The sequence below is a fragment of the Pseudomonas sp. GD03903 genome (assembly GCF_029840045.1).
Taxonomy (GTDB): Bacteria; Pseudomonadota; Gammaproteobacteria; order Pseudomonadales; family Pseudomonadaceae; genus Pseudomonas; species Pseudomonas pseudonitroreducens.
In genome coordinates this window covers 384044-400552 of record NZ_JAOCBT010000002.1, presented here as the reverse complement: position 1 = coordinate 400552, position 16509 = coordinate 384044, and the positions used below count along the sequence as shown (strand labels likewise).

At 65.4% G+C, this 16509-nt stretch carries 17 protein-coding genes; 7 read left to right on the top strand and 10 right to left on the bottom strand.

What is annotated here, in order from left to right; genetic code table 11:
* The first annotated feature begins 7 nt into the window (after positions 1 to 7).
* Entirely contained in the window at positions 8 to 1054 is a 1047-nt protein-coding gene (locus N5C91_RS04525) for a polyamine ABC transporter substrate-binding protein (protein ID WP_236201767.1), read from the top strand.
* A gap of 618 nt (positions 1055 to 1672) precedes the next feature.
* Positions 1673 to 2578 carry a DMT family transporter gene (locus tag N5C91_RS04520; RefSeq protein ID WP_279828123.1) on the top strand — a complete coding sequence of 302 codons (906 nt, stop codon included), beginning with the start codon at positions 1673 to 1675 and terminating at the stop codon, positions 2576 to 2578.
* A 250-nt stretch (positions 2579 to 2828) separates the two neighbouring features.
* Here N5C91_RS04520 and N5C91_RS04515 read toward each other — a convergent pair whose 3' ends face one another.
* Positions 2829 to 3734 (bottom strand): DMT family transporter, encoded by a 906-nt coding sequence (locus N5C91_RS04515; RefSeq protein ID WP_236201752.1) that lies wholly within the window; start codon positions 3732 to 3734, stop codon positions 2829 to 2831.
* A gap of 85 nt (positions 3735 to 3819) precedes the next feature.
* Positions 3820 to 4317 carry a GNAT family N-acetyltransferase gene (locus N5C91_RS04510; RefSeq protein ID WP_279828121.1) on the bottom strand — a complete coding sequence of 166 codons (498 nt, stop codon included), beginning with the start codon at positions 4315 to 4317 and terminating at the stop codon, positions 3820 to 3822.
* Between the two features lie 151 nt (positions 4318 to 4468).
* Between N5C91_RS04510 and aceK the strand changes: the two genes are divergently transcribed.
* Entirely contained in the window at positions 4469 to 6205 is a 1737-nt protein-coding gene (aceK, locus tag N5C91_RS04505) for a bifunctional isocitrate dehydrogenase kinase/phosphatase (protein ID WP_279828119.1), read from the top strand.
* 128 nt (positions 6206 to 6333) lie between these two features.
* On the opposite strand, the gene N5C91_RS04500 is transcribed toward aceK, so the two are convergent.
* The 4 genes from N5C91_RS04500 to N5C91_RS04485 all read right to left on the bottom strand — a co-directional run bounded on the left by N5C91_RS04500 (position 6334) and on the right by N5C91_RS04485 (position 8715).
* Positions 6334 to 6858: a DUF2937 family protein gene (locus tag N5C91_RS04500; protein ID WP_279828117.1), complete on the bottom strand. Its 525-nt coding sequence runs from the start codon at positions 6856 to 6858 to the stop codon at positions 6334 to 6336.
* Between the two features lie 98 nt (positions 6859 to 6956).
* Positions 6957 to 7730, bottom strand: a complete 774-nt coding sequence (locus tag N5C91_RS04495; RefSeq protein WP_236175057.1) for a class II glutamine amidotransferase — start codon at positions 7728 to 7730, stop codon at positions 6957 to 6959.
* Between the two features lie 3 nt (positions 7731 to 7733).
* Positions 7734 to 8180: an HIT family protein gene (locus tag N5C91_RS04490; protein ID WP_236175058.1), complete on the bottom strand. Its 447-nt coding sequence runs from the start codon at positions 8178 to 8180 to the stop codon at positions 7734 to 7736.
* 64 nt (positions 8181 to 8244) lie between these two features.
* Complete coding sequence (locus N5C91_RS04485; RefSeq protein ID WP_236175059.1) at positions 8245 to 8715, bottom strand: MFS transporter; 471 nt, start codon at positions 8713 to 8715, stop codon at positions 8245 to 8247.
* Between the two features lie 103 nt (positions 8716 to 8818).
* Here N5C91_RS04485 and N5C91_RS04480 point away from each other — a divergent pair, with 103 nt between their 5' ends.
* Positions 8819 to 10879 (top strand): S9 family peptidase, encoded by a 2061-nt coding sequence (locus N5C91_RS04480; RefSeq protein ID WP_279828114.1) that lies wholly within the window; start codon positions 8819 to 8821, stop codon positions 10877 to 10879.
* The gene (locus N5C91_RS04475) at positions 10879 to 11226 is read left to right on the top strand and encodes a CPCC family cysteine-rich protein (RefSeq protein ID WP_236175061.1); all 348 of its coding nucleotides are present in this window, start codon (positions 10879 to 10881) and stop codon (positions 11224 to 11226) included. Before N5C91_RS04480 ends, N5C91_RS04475 begins: the two co-directional genes overlap by 1 nt.
* Before the next feature lies 1 nt (position 11227).
* On the opposite strand, the gene N5C91_RS04470 is transcribed toward N5C91_RS04475, so the two are convergent.
* The gene (locus N5C91_RS04470; protein WP_236175062.1) at positions 11228 to 11677 is read right to left on the bottom strand and encodes a YcgN family cysteine cluster protein; all 450 of its coding nucleotides are present in this window, start codon (positions 11675 to 11677) and stop codon (positions 11228 to 11230) included.
* Positions 11678 to 11924: 247 nt separating this feature from the next.
* On the opposite strand from N5C91_RS04470, the gene N5C91_RS04465 reads away from it, so the two are divergent.
* A complete protein-coding gene (locus N5C91_RS04465) occupies positions 11925 to 12518 on the top strand; it encodes a nitroreductase family protein (RefSeq protein ID WP_236201746.1) in 594 nt (197 codons plus the stop codon).
* A gap of 147 nt (positions 12519 to 12665) precedes the next feature.
* Here N5C91_RS04465 and N5C91_RS04460 read toward each other — a convergent pair whose 3' ends face one another.
* The 3 genes from N5C91_RS04460 to rnd all read right to left on the bottom strand — a co-directional run bounded on the left by N5C91_RS04460 (position 12666) and on the right by rnd (position 15314).
* Positions 12666 to 13598 carry a D-2-hydroxyacid dehydrogenase gene (locus N5C91_RS04460; RefSeq protein WP_236171443.1) on the bottom strand — a complete coding sequence of 311 codons (933 nt, stop codon included), beginning with the start codon at positions 13596 to 13598 and terminating at the stop codon, positions 12666 to 12668.
* A 249-nt stretch (positions 13599 to 13847) separates the two neighbouring features.
* Entirely contained in the window at positions 13848 to 14141 is a 294-nt protein-coding gene (locus N5C91_RS04455; RefSeq protein ID WP_236171444.1) for a YcgL domain-containing protein, read from the bottom strand.
* A 33-nt stretch (positions 14142 to 14174) separates the two neighbouring features.
* Complete coding sequence (rnd, locus tag N5C91_RS04450; protein ID WP_236171445.1) at positions 14175 to 15314, bottom strand: ribonuclease D; 1140 nt, start codon at positions 15312 to 15314, stop codon at positions 14175 to 14177.
* A gap of 133 nt (positions 15315 to 15447) precedes the next feature.
* Here rnd and N5C91_RS04445 point away from each other — a divergent pair, with 133 nt between their 5' ends.
* Entirely contained in the window at positions 15448 to 16509 is a 1062-nt protein-coding gene (locus tag N5C91_RS04445) for an SMP-30/gluconolactonase/LRE family protein (protein ID WP_279828108.1), read from the top strand.

The following is a 16509-nucleotide window of genomic DNA, read 5'->3' as shown; positions in this document are numbered from 1 at the left end:
GCTCACGATGGCCGCCGGCGCCGCCCAGGCCGACAGCGTGAAGATCTACAACTGGTCCGACTACATCGCCCCGGACACCGTGCCGACCTTCACCAAGGAAACCGGCATCCAGGCGACCTACGACGTCTACGACAGCAACGAGACCCTCGATGGCAAGCTGATGACCGGTAAATCCGGTTACGACATCGTGGTGCCGTCGAACCACTTCATGGCCAAGCAGATCCAGGCCGGCGCGCTGAAGAAGCTGGACAAGAGCCAGTTGCCGAACTGGAAGAACCTCAACCCGGTGCTGATGAAGGCGCTGGAAGTGAACGACCCGGGCAACGAGCACGGTTTCCCCTACCTGTGGGGCACCACCGGCATCGGCTACAACCCGGCGAAGATCAAGGAAGTCCTCGGCGACAACGCGCCGATCGATTCCTGGGACATCTTCTTCAAGCCCGAGTACATGGAAAAGCTGGCCAAGTGCGGCGTCGCGGTGCTGGACAACGGTCCGGAACTGCTGCCGATCACCCTGAACTACCTGGGCCTGCCGCATCACAGCCAGAAGCTGGATGACTACAAGAAGGCCGAGGAAGCGCTGCTCAAGGTGCGTCCGTACATCCGCTACTTCCACTCCTCCAAGTACGTCAGCGACCTGGCCAACGGCGAGATCTGCGTAGCCGTCGGCTTCTCCGGCGACATCCTGCAGGCCGCCACCCGCGCCAAGGAAGCCAAGAACGGCGTGGAAATCCAGTACTCCACCCCGAAGGAAGGCTCGCCGCTGTGGTTCGACATGGTCGCCATGCCGAACGACGCGCCGGATGAAAAGGCCGCCTACGCCTTCATGAACTACCTGCTGCGCCCCGAAGTGATGGCCGGCGTGAGCAACTACGTGCACTACGCCAACGGCAACCTGGCCGCCGACCCGCTGGTGGACAAGGCGATCAAGGCCGACCCGGCGATCTACCCGCCGCAGGACAAGATGGCCAAGCTGTTCGCCCTCGAATCCATGCCGATGAAGATCGACCGCGTGCGTACCCGCACCTGGAACACCATCAAGACCGGCAAGTAAGCGTCACCCTTGCCTGACAACGCGCGGCCCTGGCCGCGCGTTGTCGTTTCTGCCGATTGCACCGGGCCGGATTCGCAGACGGAGCCCGCGCCCCTGAGCAATGCCGGAGGCGAACGCCTTGTAGGAGCGAGCTTGCTCGCGAACGGGCGCCGCGACGGAATCGGTTCGCGAGCAGGCTCGCCCCTGCGAAAAGCGCCAGCACAGGTGCAGCCTGTGCGCGTTGTCGTTTCTGTCGCAGGAATCGCAGATTGCCGCGCGACTCGCACAGGGCTCGCCAGCGGCTTTCGGCGCCGCTATAGTCAGTCCACGCAGCACCGTTGCTGCGCCACTGAACAGGTTCGCCGTCCATGTCCCGATACCCATTGCCCGATCCGGCAATCAGCGCTGCAGCCTCCCCGGCACGCGGCGCGGGTGCGGGCGCGGCCTGCCCTCCCCCTCCTGTCGTCGCTGTCGCGTCGCCTCCGCCACCCGGTGCGGCCTACCCGCCACCCGGCGTGAGCTTCTGACGCCTCACGCGTTTTTCACCGCCTGGTTTTCCGCGTTCAACTGACGCGGCTCCCGGTATGTGTCCGGCCCTGCGCAGGCCGGTCGTGATCTGCCTGACGACAGGTGCATTGCATGATTTCGTTCACTCGTTCTTCCCTGGCTGGCCTGGCCAGTACCTCGCTGTTCGTGCTGCTGTGGAGCAGCGCCGCCATCATCAGCAAGTGGGGCCTGGCCCATGCATCGCCGATGGTGTTCCTCATCGCTCGCTTCGGCACCGCGTTGCTCGCCTTGCTGGTCATTTCCCCACTGATCGACCTGCGCTGGCCACGTGAGCGCAAACAGGTGCGCCATGCCGTGCTTACCGGCCTGGTGATGCTGGGCATCTATCCGATCTTCTACCTGATGGCGCTGGATCTGCACGTCACCCCCGGCGTCATCGCCACGGTACTGGGCGTGCAGCCGATGCTCACCAGCTTCCTGCTCGAACGCCGGCACTCGGCGCCGCGCCTTGCCGGTCTCGCGCTCGGGCTGATCGGGCTGGTGATGGTGGTCTACCAGAGCATCGGACTGTCCGGGCTGACCTTCGCCGGGCTGGCCTGCTGCCTGCTGGCGCTGCTGTCGATCACCGGCGGTTCGATCCTGCAGAAGAACATTCGCGAGAACCCGCTGGGTACCCTGCCGCTGCAGTACATCGCCGGGCTGGCGCTGTGCGTCGCCGTGGCGCCATTCCAGCCGCTGCACGTGGAGTGGAATGCTGCGTTCATCCTCAGTGCCCTGTGGATGGGACTGATGGTCTCGGTGCTGGCCACCGTGCTGCTCTACCGGATGATCGCGGCGGGCAACCTGGTCAACGTCACCAGCCTGTTCTACCTGGTGCCGGCGGTCACGGCGCTGATGGATTACGCGGTGTTCGGCAATCGCCTGTCCGCCCTTGGCCTGCTGGGCATGGGGCTGATCGTGGTGGGGTTGATGCTGGTGTTTCGCAAGACGGCTCCGGCGCAGGGCGCTGGGAACGCACAAGCGGTGGATAACGGATAGCCCGCTGCGAGGGTGACTCCCTCACCCTAACCCTCTCCCAAGGGGAGAGGGGACAGTTTGGGTGCAGGGAGAAGCCCTTGTGTCGGCCGCCACCAACAGCTCCCTCTCCCTCAGGGAGAGGGGACGGTCTGGGCGGAGGGAGAAGCCCTTGTGTCAGCCGCCACCAACGGCTCCCTCTCCCTCAGGGAGAGGGCTGGGGTGAGGGGAACCTGCTGCACCGAACTTTCAGCGCCCGCCCCTCACTACCCAATCACCCCGCCGCTTCCACCTTCGCCACCGGCGCCGGGCGCAGCACCAGCCACAGCGCCGCGGCGATCAGCACGCCACCCTGCAGGTGCGCCCAGGACAGCGACTCGTCCAGCAACAGCACGCCCCAGAACACACCGAAGGGCGGGATCAGGAAAGTCACCGTCATGGTCTTCAGCGGGCCGATGCTGGCCAGCAGGCGGAAGTACAGGACGTAGGCGAAGGACGTGCAGAGAAAACCCAACCCGGCCAGGGCCAGCAGGACTTTCGGCTCCAGCAGCGGCGCCAGCGGCATGTCCAGACTGGTGCCGAGGAAGAACGGCAGCAGGCACAGCGTCGCACCGGTCTGGCTGCCCAGCGCCGAGACGCCGAAGTCCAGGCCACCCTGGTCGTTGATCCAGCGCTTGGTGATGAAGCCGGCGAAGCCGTAGCAGGTGGTCGCCACCAGGCAGGCGGCAGCCCCCCAGAGCAGCCCGGCATCGAACGGCACCGGGCCGGCGCGGGTCAGCACGGCGACCCCCGCCAGCCCCAGCAACACGCCCAGCGACTTGGCGCCAGTCAGCGCCTCGCCAAAGAACAGCGAGCCGATCAGCACGCCCATCAGCGGCGTAGTGGCATTGAAGATCGCCGAATAGCCGGCCGGCAACGTCTGCGCCGCCAGGCTGTACATCAGCACCGGGATACCCGAGCTGATCACGCCGATGATCAGGATGCGCCCGAGCTTGCCGCGGAAATCCCAGCGCGTGCGCAGCACCAGCAGGATGACCACCAGCCCGAGCGCAGACAGGAACACCCGGAAAAACGCCGTCGGCATTACCCCGATGGCCGGCACCAATTGGCGCATGAACAGGAAGCTGGCACCCCAGATGGCGGCCAGGGCGAGCAGGTTCAGCAGGGCGGCGGGATTCATCGCGAACAGCTCCAGGGCAGGTAGGCCACCAGACTACGCTGGTGGAGAATCACATCCATCCACAGCTGACTTTCAAAGTCCACCATCAGCTCCTGCGCAGGCGCGCCATGCTCAGCACGTCGGTGTAGACGCCGTCGCGAATGGCGTATTCGCGCAATTGCCCCTCCACCTCGAAGCCGAACTTCTGGTACAGCGCGATGGCAGGCTGGTTGTCGGAAAAGACGGTGAGCTCGACACGGCGCAAGCCCATCCAGTTGTCGGCAACTTCCATCAGTTCCGCCAGCAAGCGTGTGCCGACTCCCCGGCCCTGCCAGGCAGTTGCCACACCCATGCCGATACTGCCGCAATGCGCCCGGCGCACGCGCGGGTACTGTTCCAGGCTGGCGCTGCCCACCACTTGGTCCTGGTGCATCGCCAGCAGCGTCAGCCGACGCTCGTCATCCAGTACCAGTCGCTTGCGCCACAGGTCCGGCGCCTGGTGCGGCATCTGCAGCAGTTGGCGAGCGACCGCAGGCTCGTTGTAGAGGGCCGCGAGGCCATTGATGTGCTGCTCCGTGCAGCGTTCGATGCGGATGCCGTCCATCGTTTGTCAGCTCCTTGCCAGAAAGAACGGGCCGACCAGCATACGTGGGATACGCCCGGGAAAGCTGAAGGATCGTCCGGAGAATTCGCCCTTTCCCTCGCCGTTGGCCGTGGCTAAGCTCGCTGCACAAGAATTCTGCAGAGGCGCTCCCATGGCTCAGCACTGGCCGGCGACCGAGATCGCGACCCTGATCCTCGAAGGCTTCGACGACTACCGCGCGCAGTTCCACCGGATCACCGCCGGCGCGCCCGCACGCTTCGAACAGGCACATTGGCAGGAAGCGCAGCAGGCCTCGGCCGAGCGCATCAACCTGTACGAGGAAAAGGTCGCCGAGACCGTCGAGCGCCTGACCCGCGCCATGGCCGGTATCGACCTGGTGGACGTGGAGCGCTGGCCCATCGCCAAGAGCGCCTACATCACCCTCATAGACCCGCGGCTGGACGACGAGCTGGCGGAGACCTGGTTCAACTCGATCTTCTGCGGTCTGTTCAGCCACGACAACATCAGCGACGGCACGATGTTCGTCCACACCACCCGGCCCGCGCTGCGCGCCCACTCGCGCGATCCGCACACGCGCCTCTACCGCCCCGGCGGCAAGCTGCGCCAGGCGCTGGAGAGCATCTTCGACGACTACCGCTTCGCCGTGGACTACGACGACCGCGAGCGCGACCTGGAGCGCATGGATCACCTGCTGCACGCCAACCTGCCGGACTGGGTGTGCAAGGACCCGACCCTGACCATCGAGCTGATCGGCTCGGTGTTCTACCGCAACAAGGGCGCCTACCTGGTGGGCCGCCTGTTCACCCCCGAGGAGCAATGGCCGCTGGTATTCCCACTGGTGCACCACGAAGGGCGCGGCATCCAGTTCGACACGGTGATCACCGACGAAGCCGAGGTCTCGATCATCTTCTCCTTCACCCGCTCCTACTTCATGGTCGACGCGCCGGTGCCGGCGGAAATGGTCGCCTTCCTCAAGCGGCTGCTGCCGGGCAAGCACATCGCCGAGCTGTACACCTCCATCGGCTTCTACAAGCAGGGCAAGAGCGAGTTCTACCGCGCGCTGATCAACCACCTGGCGGCCACCGACGACCGCTTCGTCATGGCCCCGGGCGTGCGCGGCATGGTGATGAGCGTGTTCACCCTGCCCGGCTTCAATACGGTGTTCAAGATCATCAAGGACAACTTCAACCCGGCCAAGACCGTCGACCACGCCACGGTGATCCAGAAGTACCAGCTGGTGAAGAACCACGACCGCGTCGGCCGCCTGGCCGACACCCAGCAGTTCGCCGACTTCCGCTTTCCGGTGAGCAAGTTCGACCCGGACTGCCTGGCCGAGCTGCTGGACGTCGCACCCTCCACGGTGGTGCTGGAGGACGACGTGGTGCTGATCCGCCACTGCTGGACCGAGCGCCGCATGACGCCGCTGAACCTCTACCTCGAGCACGCCACCGAAGCCCAGGTGCACGAGGCGCTGTACGACTACGGGCTGGCGATCAAGCAACTGGCGGCGGCGAACATCTTCCCCGGCGACATGCTGCTGAAGAACTTCGGCGTTACCCGCCACGGCCGTGTGGTGTTCTACGACTACGACGAGATCAGCTACCTGACCGAAGTGAATTTCCGCCACATCCCGCCGGCGCGCTACGAGGAGGACGAGATGTCATCCGAGCCCTGGTACTCGGTAGGGCCGATGGACGTGTTCCCGGAGGAATTCCCACGCTTCCTGTTCGTCGACCTGAAGCTGCGCCGGCAGTTCGCCAAGCTGCACGGCAACCTGTTCGACGCGGATTACTGGAAGGGGCTGCAGGAGCAGATTCGGGCTGGCAAGGTAATCGATGTCTTCCCCTACCGCCGGCATGAGTCGCCAGAAGAAGCACTGACGCGGTAGCGGACCTCAGGCACAACCTTGCAGGAGCGAGCTTGCTCGCGAACATCGGTGTCCCGCCTGACAGCAGGACGTCAGGTTGACAAGGGTTCGCTAGCAAGCTCGCTCCTACAGAAAAGCCGTCGGCGGTCTCAGCTCCAGTGCCGCCGCGAAGCGCGGCGGTTGTCGCCCAGGCCGACCAGCGCCGCCACCGAGGCCATCAGCACCTCGGCAATCCAGGCCAGCAGCAGGCCGCCGGCCAGCGCCCAGCCGATGGCCTCGGGCTCCAGCACCACCTGGTAGCGATAATTGGCATAGGTTTCCTGCAGCAGCTCGTGGTTCGGCGCCGTCACCATGTGCATGGCGCGCTGGTACCAAGTGCCCTGCAGGGCCTGCCATTCGTTCTCGAACAGCTGGGCGCGGCGCATCAGCCGCTCGATATTGTCGGCATCGCGCTGGAAAACCGGGTCCGGGCTGCCGCGATAGTGCGCCACCAGAGCATTCAGGTCGCCCTGGAAGAACTGCCCGGAAGTCCCCTTGAAGCCCTCCAGGGCCTGGGCCGCCTCGATACGGTGGGCATCGACGCGTTGTGCGTAGTCCTTGATGAAGCCCGGCACCTGCACCGCGACCATCAGGCCCAGCGCGAACAGCACCATGCGAATATAACTGCGCAGCATGTTTCCCCCTTGTTCTTGTGAGCTGCATGCCAGAGGCAAGGCAGCGGCGATTCTCGCCCATCGCGTCCCATTACTTCCGGGACTGCCTCACGTCCCGCTCAGATACGCCCCTGGGTGACGATCTCGCCGCGCCACCAGAGCATCCACTCGCCGCCCTGCATCAGGGTCCAGTTCTCGTTATCGGTCAGCGGCTCGGTAGCGATCACCGTCACCACGTCGTTGGGCGTGGTTTCCGACTGGAAGTCCACGGTCAGGTCGGCATCGCGCAGCCGCGCCGGGCCGAACGGCGCACGGCGGGTGATCCAGGCCAGCTTGGTGCTGCAGAAGGTAAACAGCCAGTCGCCGTCGCTGAGCAGGCAGTTGAACACCCCCTTTTCACGATACGACGCGCAAGCGGTGACCAGGGTGGGCAACAGCACTTCCACCGGCACCGGCTCGGGGAAGGCGCGGCGCACACGATTGAGCAGATCGCAGAACGCCGCTTCGCTGTCGGTATCGCCCACGGCGCGATAGAGCCCGGGTTCGGGATGGAAGTCGGCGAGCTGGCCGTTGTGGGCGAATGTCCAGTAGCGCCCGCCCATTTCGCGCACGAAGGGGTGGGTGTTGGAGAGGCAGACCTTGCCGACGTTGGCCTGACGGATATGGCCGATGACCGACTCGCTCTTGATCGGGTAGCGCTGCACCAAGCGCGCGACTTCCGAGTCGACGCTCGCAGTCGGGTCCTGGAACAGTCGTACTCCGCGTCCTTCATAGAAGGCGATGCCCCAGCCATCGCGGTGCGGGCCGGTGCCGCCGCCGCGCTGCATCAGCCCGGTGAAGCTGAAGACGATGTCCGTCGGGACGTTGGCGCTCATGCCGAGCAACTCGCACATGAATCAGTTCTCCTCCATCAGTGCCTCGCGCAGCTGATGCAGCTCGCGTTCCAGGCGATTCTGCATCCTTTTCCGCCCCAGCGGCAGGAACCGCGTCAGTGCGCGCAGCAGCAGCGCCGGCAAGTCGCTCAACTCACGCGGGATAAGGTGCAGATGAAAATGTGGGACATGCTGGTTGGCCGCAGGACCGTCGTTGACCAGCAGGTTGATGCCGACCCGCCCATAGCCAGCGCGGCGCAACACACGCTGCATGCGCTCGGCCAGCGGGATCAGGTCCTGCTGCGCCGCCTCGGGGAGCTGGTGCAGAAAGGTCGCGTGCTCGCGGGCCACCAGCAGCAGGTGCGCAGGGCGCAGCGGATAGATGTCCAGCAGCACGATGAAATGATCGTCTTCGTAGAGGGTACGGGCCGGCACGCGACCGGCCGCGATGGCACAGAACACGCAGTCCATGGGAACTCCTCGAAAGGCCGTTCAGTTCATGCTGGACGCGTGCAGGGCGGGACGCAAGGCCGGACTACAGGCGCGGTTCGATCCGCGCGCGGTTGTCGTGCCGTTCGCTGGGGTGGGAGTCCACGCCCTCAACCAGTTCAGGCTGCATCAACTGGCGCAGGGTCGGCTCGTCTTCGTCGATCTTCTCCTGGCGGCGCTTCTTCATGGAGCGCTCCAGCGGCCAGCGGATCAGCACGAACAGCAGGTACAGGCCAAACGCCGCGAGCAGTACCAGGGCGAGATCGGAGACGGCACGCCAGGCGTTGTTGCCTACCTTGAACACCACGTCCAGCGCGGTGATCGCGATCGCCGGGGCGTACAGGTTGTTTGCCGGGTCCACCGGGGTCGGGGTGAACAGCAGGACGATGACGATCACCCGCAGGGGTTCGCGCAGCCAGCGCCACATCCAGCCGGTCATCAGGAACCAGACCAGGGTCAGGCCAAGGCCGGCGGCGATATAGGCGCCCCAGGCAAGCGTGTAATCGTGTTCGTTCATGCGCGTACGTACGTGCGGTGTCGACAGAGGGGTGCGTATGATAGCTCCTTTTCCCCGTGGGTGCGCAGCCAGGCGTCATCCATGCCGCCGCCGAGGATTCGCCATGACTGACCGCCAGCCCCCCATCGCCCGCCGCGAGGCCGCCGCCGATCCTTACGCCTGGCTGGAAAACCGCGATGCGGAAGACGTCCTCGAGTACCTGAAAGCAGAAAATGCCTACCTCGAAGATCGGCTTCTTCCTCAGACGAACCTGCGCGAATCGCTGTTCCAGGAGATCAAGAGCCGTATCCGCGAGACCGACCTGTCGCTGCCCACGCCCTGGGGCCCCTGGCTCTATTACCAGCGCACCACGGCTGGCGACGAGTACCCGCGCCACTACCGCAGCCCGCGCCCGGCCGATGGTTCGCTGAGCGTCGACGAGAGCGCCGAGCAGTTGCTGCTGGACCCGAACGCCCTGGCTGGCGACGGTTTCCTGTCGGTCGGTGCCTTCAGCATCAGTCCCGATCATTCGAGGCTGGCCTACAGCCTGGATACCAGTGGCGACGAGATATATACCCTGTACGTGAAGGAACTGGCTGATGGCAGTGTCACCACCCTGCCCTTCGACGATTGCGATGGCAGCCTGACCTGGGCCAACGACAACCGCACGCTGTTCTTCGGCGAGCTGGACGACACCCACCGTCCGCACAAACTCTACCGCCATCGCCTGGGCGAAAGCGGCGCACAGCTGATCTTCGAGGAACCTGACGGACGCTTCTTCCTCAACTGCTACCGCGCCAGCTCCGAGCGCCAACTGGTGCTGCTGCTGAACAGCAAGACCACCAGTGAGGCCTGGGTACTGGACGCCAGTACGCCGGAAGGCGAGTTCGTCTGCCTGGCGCCCCGCGAGGAAGGCCACGAGTACTATCCGGACCACGGTCGTCTTGAGGGTGACTGGGCCTGGCTGATCCGCAGCAACCAGACCGGCATCAACTTCGCCCTCTACCAGGCCAGCGAAGCGCAGCCGATGCGCCCCCATTGGCGCGAGCTGGTGGCGCACCGCGACGACGTGATGCTCGAAGGCCTGACCCTGAGCGCCAGCGCGCTGACCCTGAGCCTGCGCGAAGGCGGCCTGCCGATCGTCGAAGTCCACCCGCACGGCCAACCGGCGCACCGTGTCGACCTGCCGGACGCCGCCTACAACCTCTACGTGCAGGACAGCCTGGAGTTCGACAGCGCGGTGATCCGCCTGCGCTATGAAGCCCTCAACCGTCCGGCGCAGATCCGCCAGCTGGAGCTTTCCAGCGGCGAACAGAAGGTATTGAAGCAGACCCCGGTGGAAGGCCCGTTCGATGCCGACGCCTATGAAAGCCGCCGCCTCTGGGCGGTCGCCCGCGACGGCGTACAGGTGCCGATCAGCCTGGTCGGCCGCCGCGATGTGCTCGAGAGCATCGCTCGTGGCCAGCCGGCGCCACTCTACCTCTACGGCTACGGCGCCTACGGCGAGAGCCTCGACCCCTGGTTCTCCCACGCGCGCCTGAGCCTGCTCGAGCGCGGCTTCGTCTTCGCCATCGCCCATGTGCGCGGCGGCGGCGAACTGGGTGAAGCCTGGTACCGCGCCGGCAAGCTGGAGCACAAGCAGAACACCTTCAACGACTTCATCGCCTGTGCCGAGCACCTGCTGAGCCACGGCTACAGCACCCCGGCGCAACTGGCCATCAGCGGCGGCAGCGCCGGCGGCCTGCTGATCGGTGCAGTGCTCAACCAGAGCCCGCAGCTGTTCGCCGCCGCCATTGCCGAAGTGCCCTTCGTCGACGTGCTCAACAGCATGCTCAACCCTGACCTGCCACTGACCGTCACCGAGTACGACGAGTGGGGCAATCCGCAGGAGCCTGAGGTCTACGAGCGCATCCGTGCCTACGCGCCCTACGAGAACGTCAGCGCCCAGGACTACCCGGCACTGCTGGTGGTGGCCGGCTACAACGACAGCCGCGTGCAGTACTGGGAAGCCGCCAAGTGGGTGGCCAAGCTGCGCGTCAGCAAGACCGACGAGCGCCTGCTGCTGCTCAAGACCGACCTGGGCGCCGGTCACGGCGGCATGAGCGGCCGCTACCAGGGCCTGAAGGATGTCGCGCTGGAGTACGCCTTCCTGTTCAAGGTACTGGGCATCGAAGGCAACGCCTGATGCTCTACACCTGCCCCTGCTGCGGCTACTTCAGTTTCGGCGACCCTCCGGGGTCGTACGAAATCTGCGAGATCTGCTGTTGGGAAGATGATCACCTGCAACTGTGCTTCCCCGACGCGCGCGGCGGTGCCAATGCCGTGAGCCTGATCGAGGCGCAGGTCAACTTCGTGCAATGGGGCGCCTGCGAACGGCGCTTGCGCACGCAGGTGCGCCCGGCGACCATCGACGACGAGAAAGATGACCGCTGGTTCCCGCTGTGGGAAAAGCGCGTGGACCTGCCGGATGGCGAGGCCCCACTGACAGGTGAGGAAGCCTGCTACTGGTTGCGCACGCAGGCGCTGGGCTGACTCAGCCGGCGCGGAAGATCAGGTGCTCTTCCCAATCGTCTTCCGCCACCGAACCTTCGGCGAGCATGCGTCCGGACTGCGAAATGCGCTCGTGATGCACCGCGTCCGGATCACCGCAGACCAGGTGGTGCCACAGCGGCAGGTCCTTGCCTTCGGATACCAGGCGATAGCCGCAGGTTGGCGGCAGCCACCGGAACTCGTCGGCCTGGGCCGGAGTGAGCTGGATGCAGTCGGGTACGCTGGCGCGGCGGTTGGCGTAATCGGTGCAGCGGCAGGTCTTCAGGTCCAGCAGCTTGCAGGCAATGCGCGTGTAGTAGACGGTACCGTCGTCCTCGTCCTCCAGCTTCTGCAGGCAGCACAGGCCGCAGCCATCGCACAGCGACTCCCACTCTTCCTGATCGAGCTGGTCGAGGGTCTTGCGTTTCCAGAAGGGTTCGACTTTGGCGGCCATTTTTTAATCAGGTGCTATTTCACGGGGCGCAAAGTCTAAGCCTCGCGAGCAGTAAGGCCAAGCGCAGGCGACCATTGACCGCGCGGCGCTTGCCAGAGCGCGTCGCGCTGGTTAGTTTGATCGCCCCACGGGCCCGGTCCGCCTGCCTGCTACCAGTGCCGCGAGACCCGCCAGCCGCCCGCCCCCACCGCGATGCCCGGCCGACCACGGCACCATCGGCAGATTCCACGCCCTTCAAGGAGCCACCATGAGCGCCAACCCTCGCGTTTCCGAGCACCCCATCGACCCGCAGTTCATCAATCGCTGGTCGCCCCGCGCCTTCAGCGGCGAAGCCATTCCCCAGGAGACTCTGCTGAGCTTCATCGAGGCCGCGCGCTGGGCGCCGTCCTCCTTCAACTCGCAGCCCTGGCGCTTCCTCTTCGCCCTGCGCGACACGCCGAACTGGCAGCGTTACCTGAACCTGCTCGGCGAGTTCAACCGCGGCTGGGCGCAACACGCCTCGGCGCTGGTGGTGGTGCTGTCCAAGACCACCTTCGCGCCGCCCGGCTCCAGCGAGGAGAAGCCTGCCCTGTGGCACAGTTTCGACACGGGTTCAGCGTGGGGCTTCCTCGCTCTGCAGGCGAGCCTGGCGGGCTGGCATACCCATGGCATGGCCGGTTTCGACCGCGAACTGGCGCGCAGCGAGCTGAAGGTCCCGGCGGATCACGAGATCCACGCGGTGATCGCCATCGGCAAACTGGGCGACAAGTCGATCCTCTCCGAGAGCCTGCAGGCCCGCGAAGTACCGAATGCGCGCCGGCCGCTGGCGGAGATCGTCGCCGAGGGCGATTTCTCGCTGTAAGCCCCCGCCCCGGGCTTCCGCACTTGTAGGAGCGAGCTTGCTCGCGAACCTGCAATGCACGGTGGCAGGCGGTTCGCGAGCAAGCTCGCTCCTGCAGCAGAGCAAAAGAAAAGGCCCCGAAAGGGGCCTTTTTCATGTACGCAACGATCAGTACCCGCGGGAGAAATCCACCTCGCCGCGCATCGCCTGTCCCGCCCAGAAGCGCGTGAGGTTGTCGCGGAACAGGTCGATCAGCAGGCTCGGCAGCGTCGGCGCGGCGGTGTGGCCGGTCAGCAGCAGGCGTGGTGTGTGCCAGAACGGGTGCGAAGTCGGCAGCGGCTCCTGGCGACAGACGTCGATCACCGCGCCGGCCAGCTGGTTGGCTTCCAGCGCCGCGACCAGGTCCTCGTCGACCACCGAAGTGCCGCGCCCAGCATTGAGGAACAATGCGGTGGGCTTCATCCGCTGGAACAACGCGAGGTTGTAGATATCCGCGGTTTCCGGCGTGTCGGGCAGCAGGTTGATCACATAGTCGGCGGTCTCGGCCAGGCGCGGCAGGTCATCCAGCCCGCCCATGCGCCCAAAGGGCACCAGCGCGCGCGGGTTCTTCGCCACGCCGACCAGGTCCACGCCGAAGGGCGCCAGCATGTGTGCCACCGCCTGGCCGATCTCACCGGTGCCGACAATGAGGATCTGCCGGCCGCTCAGGCTGCCCGGGGCGCGGTCGTCCCACTGCACGCCGACCTGGCTGGCCAGGCGGCCGAGGAACTGGCGCTCGTGGGCAAGCATGTAGGTGAGCAGGTATTCGGTCATGACCTGGCCGAAGATGCCGACGGCACGGGTCAGGGCGTAATCCTTGGGGAGGTCGTCGGCCAGCAGCGGGGTGATGCCCGCCCAGCTGGACTGGATCCATACCGGATGCACGCCCTGGCGCAGCAGTTGTGCCGCCAGGGTCGGCTCGCCGAGCCACACCGGGCACTCTGCAGCCGCCTCCACCAGGGTGTCGGGGTTGTTGCCGGAGATCACCGTCAAACGGGGTTCGGCCGCCATCAGCAGGGCGGCGTAGAGGGAGTGTTCGCGATCGAGTACGAGCAGGCGCATGGTCAGGCCTTTCGCTTCGAACGGTGGAGCATTTCCGGCTGGCGCATCTGGACTCGCTTCAAGGGAGCTTCCCTGGGATAAACGTGGTCAGTTCTAGGGAAGTCAGGCGGCTATAGACACAGCCAGAGACCAAGCGTTCCGCTCCGTTGAACCCTGTTTCTCCGCGCATAATGCGCTCAAGCCGCGAACTTGCACAGTGCCAGCACTGAGCGAGTTCGCGGCTTGACGGGGAAGATCAGGAAGTCAGGATCAGACCGGATCGTTCCGCCGCAGCAATTCTTCCGGCAGGTGCTGGATGTACTCCTCCTCCGCCGGCGGCATCTGCAGGTGAAAACCTTGTTTCTCGATGTTTTCCAGCACTACGTTGATGTCCTCGCGAGCCAACTGGCGTTCCGGGCTCAGGACCAGGTCGAAGGCGTGCTGTGGCGCGCCGAACGCGGCCAGCAGCGCCTCGGGCACGCGGCTGAGGGCTTCACGCTTGTCGACGTACAGGTACATCTCGTTCTTGCGCGGACTCTTGTAGATGGAGCAGATGCGTTTCATATCGGTTCTTTCTGCATGATGGTGTGAGCCGCGTTATTCGGCAGTGGGGGCAGCCAGGCTGTCCAGCAGGGCCTGCCCCATCAGCTCGCGACGCCAGCCTTGCAGCGAATCGGGCAACTGGTAGGGGCCGTTCGGCCAGCCGGTCTTGAGCAGGGCTTCGAGAATCTTCTTGCGCAACATCAGTTCGGGCGCCATCTCCAGGCGCTCTGCCTGCTTCTGGCCGACTTCGCGCAGCTTCTTCAATACCGGGGTGACTTCGCGCGGCAGCGGCTCGGGCAGGGTCTGCGGGCGATCGGCCTCGGGCAGCTTCGCCGCATGGGCGATCAAGGCGATCAGGGTGTCGCCGTCCTGGCGCACGGTACGCGGGTGCATGTCGTCGATGCGTGCCAGTGCAACCTTGTCGCCAGGCTGGAAGCGCGACAGCGGCCACAGGGTGTGCTCGCGCAGCACATGGTTGCGCGGCTTGTTGCGCAACCGCGCCTGCTCCTCGCGCCAGACACACAGTTCGCGCAGCACGGCCAGCTGCTGGGGATTGAGCTTCCAGGCCAGCTTGACGTCGAGGTAAGCCTGCTGCGGATCGCTGACACGGCTCTGGTTCTGCGTCAGGTCGGCACCATCGGCCAGCAGCCACTGCAACTTCTCGTCGCTCAGGCGCGGCGCCAGCTTCACATAGACCTCGGCCAGGTGCTGCACATCCTCGGCGGCGTAGCGCACCTGCATGTCGGTCAGCGGGCGCTGCAACCAGTCGGAGCGGGTTTCATCCTTGGGCAGGTCGAGACCGAGGATTTCCAGCACCAGCTTGGAGTAGCCCATGGAGTGCGGCATGCCCAGGTAGGCGGCGGCCAACTGGGTATCGAACAGCGGCTGTGGCAGGCTGCCGGTCAGGCGCTGGAAGACTTCCAGGTCTTCGCCGCAGGCATGGAACACCTTGACCACCAGCGGCGATTCGAGCAATGCGGCAAACGGCGACCAGTCGCGGATCAGCAGCGGGTCGATCAGCCACACCCCGGTGCCGTCGCCCACCTGCACCAGCCCGGCTTCCGGGTAGAAGGTATCGACACGCATGAACTCGGTATCGAGCGCGAGGTACGGCAGTTCTTTCCAGTCCTGGCATTTGCGCTCCAGGGTGGCATCGTCGCGAATCCACTGTATATCGAGGGCGGTCACGAACATCTCCTTCGTTTCGGTGCGCGCAGTATATAGAGATGCATGATGTGCGAGCATTCCACTCGGCCATCGGTCTGTGACGATCGGCCAGCGGTCTCTACGCTTTGCCCCGCCCACAACAACAATAAGGCAGCTTTACATGAAGAAGCTTCTCGGGTTGGTCGTCCTGCTGGTCGCCGCCCTCGCCGTTTATCTGGCCGTCACGCCCAGCCCCATCGATCCGCTGGCCTGGACGCCTCCCAAGGCGCCGCCAATGACCGGCGTGATGGAACCCAACGACACGCTGATGAAGGCCGAACTGCTTGCCCAGGGCCAGATCGTCGGCCCCGAAGACACCGCCGTGGACAGCCTGGGCCAGGTGTTTGCCGGGCTGGACGACGGGCGCATCGTGCGCATCGGCGCCGACGGCAAGGCGCAAACCTTCGTCGAAACCGGCGGACGCCCGCTCGGGCTGGCATTCGACAAGGCCGGAAACCTGATCGTCGCCGATGCCTGGAAAGGCCTGCTGCAGGTCGACCCGCAAGGCAGGATCCGCGTCCTGACCGATTCGGCCGATGGCGTTCCCTTCGCCTTCACCGACGACCTGGACATCGCCAGCGACGGGCGCATCTATTTCAGCGACGCTTCCAGCCGCTTCCACCAGCCCGACTACATCCTCGACCTGCTCGAAGCCCGCCCCCACGGCCGCCTGCTGCGCTACGACCCGACCACCGGCAAGACCGAAACGCTGCTCAAGGACCTGTATTTCGCCAACGGCGTGGCGCTGTCGCAGCACGAGGACTTCGTGCTGGTCAACGAGACCTACCGCTACCGCATCACGCGTTACTGGCTCAAGGGCGAGAAGGCCGGGCAGCACGACGTGTTCATCGACAACCTGCCGGGCCTGCCGGACAACCTCGCCAGCGATCGCAGCGGCACCTTCTGGGTCGCCCTGCCCTCGCCGCGCAAGGCAGACGCCGATGCGATCCAGCAGATGCCCTGGCTGAAACGCCAGCTCACCAAGCTGCCGCGCGCGGTCCTGCCCAAGCCGGTGCCCTATGGCCTGGTGATCCAGGTGAACGAGCAAGGCGAGATCGTGCGCAGCCTGCACGACACCAGCGGCCAGCACCTGCGCATGGTGACTTCCGCCAAGCCGGTGAACGGCGTGCTCTACCTGGGCAGCCTGGAGAACGACCGCATCGGCCGCCTGCCCATCCACTGA